Origin of the sequence: Anabaena sp. FACHB-1237 (assembly GCF_014696225.1) — a bacterium.
Lineage (GTDB): Bacteria > Cyanobacteriota > Cyanobacteriia > Cyanobacteriales > Nostocaceae > FACHB-1237.
In genome coordinates this window covers 1-11,970 of sequence record NZ_JACJPV010000072.1, presented here as the reverse complement: position 1 = coordinate 11,970, position 11,970 = coordinate 1, and the positions used below count along the sequence as shown (strand labels likewise).

10 protein-coding genes and 1 pseudogene are annotated in these 11,970 nt (G+C 35.7%); 10 read left to right on the top strand and 1 reads right to left on the bottom strand.

The genetic code is table 11. The features are described from left to right. Window positions 1-122: 122 nt before the first annotated feature. The 8 genes and pseudogenes from H6F32_RS19660 to ssuE all read left to right on the top strand — a co-directional run. Window positions 123-875 (top strand): annotated as a pseudogene (locus H6F32_RS19660) (NADPH-dependent oxidoreductase); the annotation flags it as partial. 643 nt (window positions 876-1,518) lie between these two features. After that, window positions 1,519-2,352 carry an ATP-binding cassette domain-containing protein gene (locus tag H6F32_RS19655; RefSeq protein ID WP_190370965.1) on the top strand — a complete coding sequence of 278 codons (834 nt, stop codon included), beginning with the start codon at window positions 1,519-1,521 and terminating at the stop codon, window positions 2,350-2,352. A gap of 368 nt (window positions 2,353-2,720) precedes the next feature. After that, on the top strand, window positions 2,721-3,842 hold the full coding sequence (locus tag H6F32_RS19650; RefSeq protein ID WP_190370964.1) for an aliphatic sulfonate ABC transporter substrate-binding protein: 1,122 nt from the start codon (window positions 2,721-2,723) through the stop codon (window positions 3,840-3,842). A 128-nt stretch (window positions 3,843-3,970) separates the two neighbouring features. Beyond that, window positions 3,971-4,840: a TauD/TfdA family dioxygenase gene (locus H6F32_RS19645; protein ID WP_190370963.1), complete on the top strand. Its 870-nt coding sequence runs from the start codon at window positions 3,971-3,973 to the stop codon at window positions 4,838-4,840. Window positions 4,841-4,893: 53 nt separating this feature from the next. Then, window positions 4,894-5,943: a sulfonate ABC transporter substrate-binding protein gene (locus H6F32_RS19640; protein WP_190370962.1), complete on the top strand. Its 1,050-nt coding sequence runs from the start codon at window positions 4,894-4,896 to the stop codon at window positions 5,941-5,943. Between the two features lie 310 nt (window positions 5,944-6,253). Beyond that, a complete protein-coding gene (ssuC, locus tag H6F32_RS19635; protein WP_190370961.1) occupies window positions 6,254-7,054 on the top strand; it encodes an aliphatic sulfonate ABC transporter permease SsuC in 801 nt (266 codons plus the stop codon). A 156-nt stretch (window positions 7,055-7,210) separates the two neighbouring features. Further along, complete coding sequence (gene ssuD, locus H6F32_RS19630) at window positions 7,211-8,380, top strand: FMNH2-dependent alkanesulfonate monooxygenase (RefSeq protein ID WP_190370960.1); 1,170 nt, start codon at window positions 7,211-7,213, stop codon at window positions 8,378-8,380. 34 nt (window positions 8,381-8,414) lie between these two features. Beyond that, window positions 8,415-8,981: an NADPH-dependent FMN reductase gene (gene ssuE, locus H6F32_RS19625; RefSeq protein ID WP_190370959.1), complete on the top strand. Its 567-nt coding sequence runs from the start codon at window positions 8,415-8,417 to the stop codon at window positions 8,979-8,981. A gap of 51 nt (window positions 8,982-9,032) precedes the next feature. Here the strand turns inward: ssuE and H6F32_RS19620 are convergent, their stop codons facing one another. Then, window positions 9,033-9,572: a DUF2808 domain-containing protein gene (locus tag H6F32_RS19620; protein ID WP_190370958.1), complete on the bottom strand. Its 540-nt coding sequence runs from the start codon at window positions 9,570-9,572 to the stop codon at window positions 9,033-9,035. A 439-nt stretch (window positions 9,573-10,011) separates the two neighbouring features. Here H6F32_RS19620 and H6F32_RS19615 point away from each other — a divergent pair, with 439 nt between their 5' ends. Both H6F32_RS19615 and H6F32_RS19610 read left to right on the top strand, forming a co-directional pair. Further along, a complete protein-coding gene (locus H6F32_RS19615) occupies window positions 10,012-10,683 on the top strand; it encodes a glutathione S-transferase family protein (protein ID WP_190370957.1) in 672 nt (223 codons plus the stop codon). Window positions 10,684-10,771: 88 nt separating this feature from the next. Then, window positions 10,772-11,680 carry a TauD/TfdA family dioxygenase gene (locus tag H6F32_RS19610; RefSeq protein ID WP_190370956.1) on the top strand — a complete coding sequence of 303 codons (909 nt, stop codon included), beginning with the start codon at window positions 10,772-10,774 and terminating at the stop codon, window positions 11,678-11,680. Window positions 11,681-11,970: the final 290 nt, after the last annotated feature.

The following is an 11,970-nucleotide window of genomic DNA, read 5'->3' as shown; positions in this document are numbered from 1 at the left end:
CTTCCGATCTCAATTAATTTATCGCGTCTGGCTAAGGCGTGTAAGTCTACTGAGGGATAACCGCTCCCATGCTCCCATTGAAGTAGAAAGTAAAGTCTAGTTTTGTCTAGGTTTTATATAGCAGTGAAACCTTAACGACTCTGTTATCTCATCGTTCAATTCGTGCTTATTTACCCGATGCTTTACCCCCAGGAACTTTAGAAGTTTTAATTGCTGCTGCTCAATCTGCTGCTAGTTCTTCTAATCTACAAACGTGGAGTGTCGTAGCAGTTGAAGATGCAAATCGCAAGGAAGAATTATCTAAACTGACTAATAATCAAGCACATATTCGCCAATCTCCCTTATTTCTGTTATGGTTAGCAGATTTAGCTAGACTTAGTTACATTGCTGAAAATCGTGGACTATCTCATGAAGGTTTAGATTATTTAGAAATGTTTCTAATGGCTGCTATAGATGCCACATTAGCAGCGCAAAATGCAGTAGTAGCCGCAGAATCTCTAGGTTTAGGAACAGTGTATATTGGTGCATTGCGTAACAAACCACAAGAAGTAGCACAAATATTAAAACTACCTCCTCATGTAGTTGCAGTATTTGGATTATGTGTTGGTTACGCAGATCCAAATGTAAATGTAGCTATTAAACCACGCCTACCTCAATCAGTGGTCTTGCATCGAGAAACTTATCAACTTTCAGAACAAGATGAAGGAATATCTTTATACAATCAAGTTATGAAAGATTTCTATGAATCTCAACAGATGAACGTTCCCGGTGATTGGGCAGAACATTCTAGTAAAAGGGTAGCATCTGCTGAATCTTTATCAGGTCGACAACAGCTACGACAAATATTGAATAATTTAGGGTTTGAATTACGTTAAAAGCATATTGTATAGTGGGCATCTTGTCTGCCATAAATTTACTTGAGTTAGATCAAATTTGCTGTAAATCTCAAATAAAGATAAAAAATAATTGTTGTGCTTAATATTAGCAATTACTGAGTTAATTGTCAAAGTTTTTCGTTAACTAAATCCTCATAAATAAGTGGGGATTTTTTTTGTATTTATTCTAAAAATTTTCTAAAAGTTTCCTAAAAAAATACTTGCATTTTTAACTTAATTGTGCAACACTAAAATAAAGATACGGTATTCCTACCGATTTGCCGTAGATTGTAATATGAGTTGAACAGCAAGCATATTAGTATCCGTACTAGATGCTTGTTTACTAAAACTTTTGTATTACTGGCAAGTAGTTTGAAAAAGAAGCTTCTGTCAACTTATCAGGTGTTTTTAAACCGAAAAATAAATCAACATGAGTATAGAAATTATCAAAATTTCGGTTAGCAACAACGTTATAGGAGTGCTGTTCATTTTTAGTTGACAGATGTGCTGAATGAATAACAGGACTTACGCAAAATATCATGAAAGTAGCGGTAATTCATGAATTACTGCTACACAATAATCAGGGTTTTAGTCCCATCCTGCGTAAGTCCTAAATAAAAATCTAAAATGGGAGGCTTTGAATATGACTAATCAAGCAAAAGGAATGAAATTAAACATTGAAGGTTTAAGAAAATCCTTTGGCAGCAAAACGGTTTTACAAGGAATTGATTTAGAGATTCAGCCAGGAGAATTTGTAGCTATTGTCGGTCGTAGTGGCTGTGGTAAAAGTACAATGTTGCGTTTAATTGCTGGGTTAGATACTCCCAGTGGTGGTGATATTTTATTGAATGGTAAATATACACAACAACGTATTAATCCCACCATGCGGATGATGTTTCAAGATGCGCGATTGTTACCTTGGCAACGAGTATTAGCAAACGTAGAACTAGGTTTATTAGGTTCTAACTCCAAAATATATGCCAAGCAAACAGCCTTACAAGTGCTACGTGAAGTGGGGTTAGAAGACCGCGCCCATGAATGGCCTTCCGTACTTTCTGGTGGACAAAGACAACGGGTAGCCTTAGCGCGAGCCTTAGCAAGTAAACCTTCTGTACTACTACTAGATGAACCATTGGGAGCATTAGACGCCCTGACTAGGATTGAAATGCAGCAATTGTTAGAACGCTTATGGAAGGAACAAGGATTTACTGCACTATTAATTACTCATGATGTAGAAGAAGCTGTGGTATTAGCAGACAGAGTAGTATTAATTGAAAATGGTCAAATCAGTATGAATGTCAAAATTGACCTTCCTCGTCCCAGAGCTAGGGGTGATGCCAAGTTTGCAAGAACTGTAGAGAGAATATTAGATAGAGTCATGGGTAAGCAAGAATCTTTACATCAAGAATTACTACAATCGGAAAAAGAGTTAATAGGAGAATCTTCATATTACCTAAATTCTATTAATGCTGCATAGATTTGTAATGATAATATTTGCAAATTTGCAAAAACTAAACAAAAGCTCAAAATGTTTTTATAAGGCGTACCAGATGTCAAAATTTTTAAAACGTATATTAACGTTTCATTTTATATCTCTTCTAGGGTGTCTCAGGTGTTGAAAATCTGTTCATTTCTGGCAAGTTTATCAAATCTGAAGCACCCTAAGAATGTAACACTTGTGTAAGTGTAATAGGCAGTGTTTCACTTCAGTTACATTCAGTTTTCCTTACACTTCTACTTGAGGTGGGTTTTTCGTTCTCACCTCATTTTCTAAATAGTTTCTCAGTATTTTTAAATTTTGTGATTTTTTCACAGAACATCAAAAGTAAAAGGTAATTCAACACAATGTTCAGTTGGAAAAAGAATTTCAAAAACTTGGTATTTTGGCAACGTCTAGTTACTAATCCCCGTCAGACTATATCTGTTTTTAGCTATAGCTTGGTCTTATCTGCCACAGTATTTACTTTAAATACATCCCAAAATAACATTCAGCAGCAAACAATTTCTTCTACAAATGCAACTAACACAAATAGTAAGTTAATTGCTAATAATAATAAAAAAGTAGTCCGAATTGTTCGTTCTAAACAACTTACAGCCCTGGCAGTTTTAGAAAAAAAAGGCATTTTAGAAAAACGATTAGGATCTTTAGGCTATAAAGTTGAATGGCCTGAATTTGCTGCTGGTCCTCAACAATTAGAGGCTTTAAATGCAGGTGGACTTGATATTGCGTCTACAGCCGAATCACCTCCAGTTTTTTCTCAAGCTGCTGGAGTTCCTCTCGTATATTTAGCAGCTACTTCTTCTGATGGTAGATCAGTTTCACTTTTAGTCCCTTCCAAGTCAAATGCTAAGAGTTTCAAAGATTTAAAAGGCAAAAAAATTGCTTTCCAAAAAGCATCTATTGGACATTATTTGACAGTTAGAGCAGCAGAAAGAGAAGGCTTAAAACTCTCTGATGTAACTTCAGTTTTTTTAGCACCTCCAGATGCTAATGTTGCCTTTAGCCAAGGTAAAGTAGATGGTTGGTTTATTTGGGAGCCATTTGTAACTAGAAATGTGCAAAATAAAGTCGGTCGAGTTTTACTAGATGGTGGTAATGGGTTAAGAGATACCAACAACTTTATTTCTACCAATCGGAAATTCTATCAAGAAAACCCCCAAGTAATTAAAATCTTTCTGGAAGAATTACAAAAAGCACAAGTTTGGTCTAAAAAGAATCGTAAAGAAATTGCTCAGTTACTAACTACTGTGACTCAGCTTGATGCCCCAACTTTAGAGAAAATGCACGATAAATATGATTTTTCATTAGTGCCAATTAATGAAAGATTGATCAGAAAACAACAACAAGTTGCAGATAAATGGTATAGCTTAGGGCTTATCCCTAAAAAAGTAAATGTTAGAGATGGATTTTTAAGTCCTCAACAATATGCTGCAATTACTCCTAAAGAGGTGCTTAGTAAAAAATAGCATTTTATCAGAGTTTTATTCCTTTTTATGCTGGCTTTACGGAGGCGAAATTAAGAAGGAATAAAACTTGAATTGAACTTAATTAATGAACAATGAAGTTAATTTGATTGTTGACAAAATTTTGAACTATGCCGACCCTTACTTTAACTAATATCCAAATTACTCCTCTTAATGCTCCATTAGGAGCAGTTGTTACTGGACTAGATGCTAGTCAAAAAATTTCACCTCAAGTGATTTTGGAATTAAAACAATCTCTGAGAGATTATCATATCCTCATCTTTAAAAATCAGCATCTTAATGATGAGCAATTTTTAAACTTTAGTTTTAATTTTGGTTCATTATTTGTGCCTCCAGATAATATTCCTGTTCTAGCTTCTCAACCAGGAGTTACACCAGTGATAATTCCTGTCTCTAATGTTGATAATGGTTACACAGGCACAGGAGAATTAGCTTTTCATTCTGATCATAAATGGACTCCATATCCTTCTAGTGGTTCTTTACTTTATGCTTTGGAAGTACCATCTCAAGGTGGCGATACTTCGTGGTTAAATCTCAATTTAGCTTATGAATCTTTAGATCAATCTACAAAAAAGCGAATAGCAAATTTGCAGTTAATTACTTACAATCCATTTTTAAACAAACCAGGAGAACCTCGCAGAAAATACCGTGAAGATAAGACTATCCCTCTTATTAGTCCTGTATTTCCTCACCCTTTGGTGAGAACCCATCCTGAAAGTGGCAAGAAAATTTTAAATTTAGATTACGCCACAGAAGTTGAAGTTGTTGGTTTAGAAGTTCAAGAGGGTAAAGAATTAATTAAACAGTTGAGAAATCATCTTTATCTTTATCAACCGCAATTTTGTTATCAACATAAATGGTCTGTGGGTGATATTGTTTATTGGGATAATCAATCTACTTTACATTATCGTCAAGCATTTGATCCTGATCAACGTCGAGTTTTAAAACGTATTAGTTTAGCAGGAAGTCGCCCATTTTAGATTTCTAAAACAGTATTAAAACACAATTAAAATTGCAGTGAGAATACAAAATTATGAGCCTTAATTTAACACGACGTACAGTTTTACAGAAGTTCATTCAATACTCTGTCTCAGCATTAGCTTTGGTACTAGTTTCTAGCCCAATGGCCACTAATTTAGTACAAGCTCAAGCTCAAAATGCTAGTAGGAAAACAGGTATTAAAACTAAAGTAGTTCGACTTGCATATCAAACATCGGGTGATATTGTGAAGATTAAAGGAGTTATAGATAAGCGTCTTGAGCCTTTAGGTATCAAGGTAGAATGGTCTCCATTTCCTGCAGGTCCACAATTAATGGAGGCTATGAATGCAAACAAAGTTGATATTGGTTCGGTGGGAGAAACTCCACCAATTTTTGCTCAGGCTGCGGGTGCTCAATTAGCTTATATTGCTGGACGTAAACCTAGCAAGGGTGAAGGTAGTGCTATTGTTGTCCAGCCGGATTCTCCTATTAAGACAGTTAAGGATCTTAAAGGTAAAAAAGTTGTTTTTCAAAAGGGTTCTGCATCACATTATTTATTACTAAGAGCTTTGGGTGAAGTAGGTTTAAAATATAGTGATATTCAACCAGTAAGTTTAACTCCGGCAGAAGCCCGTGATGCTTTTATTCAAAAGAAAATTGATGCTTGGGTGGCTTGGGATCCTTTTATTGCTGTTGTACAAAAAACTGCTAATGCTCGTGTTTTAAGAAATGCTTCCAGGATTGCTACCCAAGGCGGATTTTATATGGCTAGACGCAGTTTTGCTGTGGAAAATCCAGAAGTTGTGCGAATAGTTTTAGAAGAGGTGGATAAGTTAGGAGAATGGGCAGAATCTAATCCTAATGAAGTTGTGAAAATTCTTGCACCTGAACTAAAACTTGATCCATCACTTTTATCTGTGGTAGTTCGTAGACGTACATTCCGCATACGTCCAATTAACTCATCTCTAATTGCTGAACAACAACGTATTGCTGATTTGTTCTATAAAGAAGGTGTTATTCCTAAACAAATTGCTATCAGAGATTCAGTTTTAAATTCTCAACAGTATGCAGCGATTACGCCTACCAGACTTAGTAAGAAATAATCTGAATTTGTTACTACTATTTTCAGATTTGTAAGTATTCAGTCGTCAGTACCTGAAATATCTTAATCCAAAGAATTTAACATTTTATTTTGTGAAATGAAAATGAATCTTTGTGATTGTTGCTATTCACTGATGACTTACTCACATACATTTTAATGGCGTTAATGGCGGTTAAATTCCTTTCCTCCGCCTATGCCAAACACAACAAATTTCCAATTTCTGGTGTGTTACCTGTCACTTATTAACTTTCACCTAATACTAATATATGAAACTTTCTTCTCCTACTGCCAATTTTTCATCAAGGTACACAATGAAAAAGCATAAATTCCATCTGAAATTTATCCAACATCCTTATGTGCAATCTTTCATACCTTGGGTTGTACCTATCACAATAGTTATATTATGGCAATTTCTATCTTCTATTGGTGTTATTCCTACAAGAATATTACCAGCACCTTTATCAGTTGTTAGTGCTGCTATTAAATTAACTCAGTCAGGTGAACTTTTTAGAAATATTGGCATTAGTGCTATACGGGCAATATCTGGGTTTCTAGTTGGAGGAAGTATTGGATTTAGTTTAGGTTTGATTAATGGTGTTTCTCCCATTGCAGAAAAGTTACTAGATACATCCTTACAAATGTTGCGTAATATTCCCAATTTAGCATTAATTCCGTTAGTAATTTTATGGTTTGGTATTGGTGATGAAGCGAGATTATTTTTAGTATCTTTGGGTGTCATGTTTCCTATTTATTTAAACACTTTTCATGGTATTCGTAGTGTTGATCACGGATTAATTGAAATGGGTAAAATTTACGGTTTAAATACTTGGGGTTTGTTTTGGCGCATTATTCTCCCTGGGGCTATGTCTTCAATTTTGGTAGGTGTACGTTTTTCTTTAGGTATTATGTGGTTAACTCTTATTGTGGCAGAAACAATAGCTGCTGATTCTGGTATTGGCTATATGGCTACAAATGCTAGAGAATTCATGCAAACAGATATTGTAGTTTTAAGTATTTTGATATATGCCTTATTTGGCAAATTGGCGGATATAGTGGCTAAAACACTGGAAAATTACTGGTTACAATGGAATCCTAGCTACTTAAAAAAATAACCTACTAATTTTCGATGGATTTACAGTATTTTTCAGTAAAAGTATTGCTTTCTGCATCCATTTATGTAATACTCTTACACATTACCTTAATACTACGATTTACCCATAGATTTAACGTAGTTAATGATTGAAAAATATGACACTTAAATAAGAATCATGCAAGTTCTTTGGTTTATTCCCACACATGGCGATGGACGCTATTTAGGAACTGCTATAGGTGGTCGTTCAGTTAATTTTGATTATTGGCGACAAATTGCCCAAGCGGTTGATCAGTTAGGTTTTACAGGTGCTTTATTGCCTACAGGTCGTTCCTGTGAAGATGCTTGGATTTTGGCTGCAACTTTGGTAACTTACACTAAAAAAATGCGGTTTTTAGTAGCAATCAGACCAGGGTTGATGTCACCAGGAGTAGCAGCAAGAATGGCCGCAACTTTTGATAGAATTTCTGGCGGACGATTATTAATTAATGTGGTTACTGGAGGCGATCCTGTTGAATTAGCAGGTGATGGTTTACATCTAAATCATGGCGATCGCTATAAATTAACTGATGAATTTCTCACAGTTTGGCGGGAAATTGCAGGTGGTAAAATTGTCAATTTTGAAGGCGATTATCTGCATATTAAAGAAGGGAAAATTCTCTTTCCTAATGTTCAAAAACCTCATCCACCTTTGTGGTTTGGTGGTTCTTCTCTTATTGCCCAAGAAATCGCTGCCAAGCACGTTGATGTTTATTTGACTTGGGGTGAACCTCCTCAACAAGTAGCAGAAAAAATCGCTTCTGTAAAACGTTTAGCAGATGTACAAGGTAGAAAATTACGCTTTGGTATTCGTCTTCATGTCATCGTGAGAGAAACTGAAAGTCAGGCTTGGGATGCAGCTAATGATCTAATTCGTTATGTTGATGATCAAACTATTCTCAAAACCCAAGAAGCCTATTCTCGCATGGATTCTGAAGGACAAAAACGCATGAAGGAATTACATAATGGCAGTCGAGAAGCATTAGAAATTAGCCCTAATTTATGGGCAGGAATTGGTTTAGTTAGAGGTGGTGCTGGAACTGCATTAGTAGGAGATCCTGATATAGTTGCTAGAAGAATGCAAGAATATACAGATTTAGGAATTGATACCTTTATTCTGTCTGGTTATCCCCATTTAGAAGAGGCTTATCGGGTAGCAGAATTGCTTTTTCCACGTTTACCTTTGGATAATTTACCAATATTAGAACCACAATTATTAAGTCCTTTTGGTGAAGTTGTTGCTACGGAAGAATTTCCTAAACAACTTAAAGAACACCTGAGAGAAACTACAGTGGCATCTGTAGATTAGTTAAAAATTAGTTAAATCAAGAGGTTTAGATCACATGGCTTATATTTTAGCGATCGCTGGTAGTCCTTCTCATCCTTCTAGAACCTACGGAATTTTAGAATATGCAACTCAAATTCTTTCCCAACAAGGCTTAGAAACAGAGATTATTTCTGTACGAGATTTACCTGCGGAAGATTTAGTTTTTGGACGTTATAATAGTCCAGCTTTAGAAAAACCAAAAGCATTATTAGAACAAGCAAGTGGGGTAATTATTGCGACTCCAATTTACAAAGCAGCTTATACTGGGGTACTCAAATCTTTTTTAGATTTATTACCACAAAAAGCCTTAACAGGTAAGGTTATCTTACCTTTAGCAACTGGTGGTACAATCGCTCATTTATTATCAATAGAATATGCCTTAAAACCAGTTTTAGGTGAATTAGGTGCAAGACATATTTTAAGTACAGTTTACGCAGTGGATAAGCAAATTGTAATTCAACCTGATGGTAGCTTACAGTTAGATGAAGAAATTGATCAACGGTTAAAAGATGTGTTGAAAGAATTTGTAGAAGCTGTTAATAAATCACTATCTGATCTCAAAGAATTAGCTTATACTAACTAGTAGAGAAGTCAACATTTTTAAAGGTTAACTATTAACAGTTAACCTTTAACTTTACCATCGTGGGAACAGTTGATCATAAAAATCGTCGTAGAATTGCAAACGAGCAGTTCCAACAACTAAATTATTTGCTTTTTCATCAGAAGATATTACCTCAACTCGGAATTGATAAATACCTTCGGTATGAGGATTATGAAAAGGTTTTAAGCCGATGGTAATTAATTGATTAGAGTAAATTGGCTGGTTAAAAGTAACAATCAAAGTTTGTGGTTGATTTAATCTCTTAGCTAGGGTAATACGTAGCTTTTCTTTTTTGCCATTGCTGTCTACAAAAGCAACACTGTTTTTCTGATCAAATTCAATATTTTCTAACCCTTCTATTTGTGTTAAAACTACCTGTTGTAATTGCCAATTAATCAGAGACTCTGGTAATTTGATTGTGAAATAATAAGTTGTTCCCCAAGCACTAGTTTGATTATAAGTTGTTCTGGTAGTTAATAACCTTGTTGGCATTGCCAAGGTATGAGGAATAGAAAATAAACAAATTCCTGTACTGATAAATAGGGTTTTGGAGACACTTATTAATTTCTTCATATTTGTTGGGTATTATAAAATATTGGCTATGACATTTATTATATATAGAACTTACGCAAGATGGAAATCAAAACCTGATTCTTGCGTAAGGGTAATTCATGAATTACCCCTACTTTCGTTCTGGTATAGTCGACATTTATTTTTCCAACACAAAATATGATTTTTCTCTGATGAGGACTGTGTTCTACAAATTTCTCATTTATTGTATTGGTTGATACTTGATTAGTTGTTGATTGATCAGGTATTATAAATATAATCTACTGTTAATGTATCAGAATACAGTAGTATAAGTCAAAAGTCAAATTACAGTAGTTTTGAATTTTATGAGGTACAGGCAGGCAAAATGCCTACGCTACAATAGTTTTACTATTTATATCTGTACTTCATTTACTTAAAATCTGTTGTAATTACAAAGATTAATTTACTAAGGAATTTAAACATGGCTGATATCAAAATCTATAGTGCGGTAGTTTGTCCTTATGCTCACCGGACTCGCTTGGTACTTCAAGAAAAGGGTATTGATTTTGATTTGATTGAAATTGATTTGCAGAATAAACCAGAAGGCTTTACAAAAGTTTCTCCTTATGGAAAAGTACCTGCAATTACTCATGGGGAAAATAGAATTTGGGAATCAGCAGTTATTAATGAATATCTGGATGAAGTATTTCCTAACCCTCCGCTTTTACCTAGTAATCCTATTGCTAAAGCTCAGGCTCGGATTTGGATAGATTTTGCTAATACTAGACTAGTTCCTGCTTTTTCTACTCTGTTACGCAGTCCCGATTTCCAAAAACAAGAGGAAGCTAAACAAGAACTATACAAGCACCTAGAATTTATTGAAAATGAAGGTTTAGGCAAACTTTCGGGAGGTGGTCCCTACTGGTTTGGTGAATCTATCAGTTTGGCCGATTTCACCTTTTTCCCCTGGTTTGAAAGATGGGCTGCTCTCAAACATTATCGTGGTTTTGGTATCCCTGTTGAATTTACTCGCATTAAACAGTGGAAGCACGCGATTAAAGAACGTCCTTCAGTGAAAGCGATCGCTCACTCCAAAGAGTTCTATATTGAGCGATATGCTAAATTTGCTACTCCTGTTCCTGTGGCTGCTTAGTGAAATAGCAAATTTCATTTAAGTACAAGTAGGCAAAATACCTATCATATAATTGAACACACAGATTTACACAGATTTGCACACATTTATGAGTTATCAAAACATAGAAGTCAAACCAATTGCTGGACGCATTGGTGCAAAAATTAAAGGTGTTAACCTAGCTACTCATCTCAGTGATGAAATTATCAGCGAAATTAGAAGAGCCTTAGTTCAATATAAAGTCATTTTCTTCCGTAACCAAGAACTAGATGCTAATGGACAAGTAGATTTTGCCCGTCGTTTCGGTGAAATCACTACCGCACATCCCACAGTTCCATCTCTACCCGGCTATCCAGAAGTATTGGATTTAGATTATAGTCGTACCGTTGCCCGTGCTAATAGCTGGCACACTGATGTTACATTTGTAGATCGTCCGCCCCTTGGTTCAGTGTTGAGGTCTTTGGTAATTCCACCGACGGGAGGGGATACTATTTGGGCAAATTCCGTAACTGCATACCAAGATTTACCAGAGCATTTGCGTAATTTAGCGGATAAACTTTGGGCTGTACATAGCAATGCTTATGATTATGCCACAGCCTTTGATATACCGGAAGAAGTAAAATCTTACCGAGACGTATTTACTTCCACAGTGTATGAAACCTTGCATCCAGTGGTGAGAATTCATCCTGAATCTGGGGAAAAAGGTTTATTTATAGGTGGTTTTGTACGGCAAATTCGCGGTTTATCTCCCACTGAATCAGCAGATATTATTCGCTTGTTGCAATCTTATATTACACGACCTGAGAATACAGTGCGTTGGCGTTGGCAAGTTGGAGATGTGGCGTTTTGGGATAACCGTGCTACTCAACACTATGCGATCGCTGACTATGGTAACGAACCTCGTCGGGTACAGCGTGTAACTATTGCTGGTGATCTTCCTTTAGGTATTGACGGTAACTATAGTCAAGCCATTAAAGGCGATTCTTCCGCATATATTCCCAATCTTGTAGCAGCTTGACCTAACCCCCTAACCCCCTTCCCTAAAAGGGAAGGGGGGAAATCAAAGCCTCTCCAGGTTTTAGGTTTACAAGCATTAAATAATTGTAATTGGAAAATTAAAGGAGTTGGATTTTATCCCACATTCCGCACCCCAAACTGTCACAGAGGGAAATTACGTAGAGAAAAAATTAAAGGGAGCATCAAAACAAACATATAAAGTGAAAAAAGGCATTTGAGAAACAGTAAATCACCAAAAACGTCATCAAAACCTATTCTCAATAAGAACCAATAAGAATGCACACCACCTGG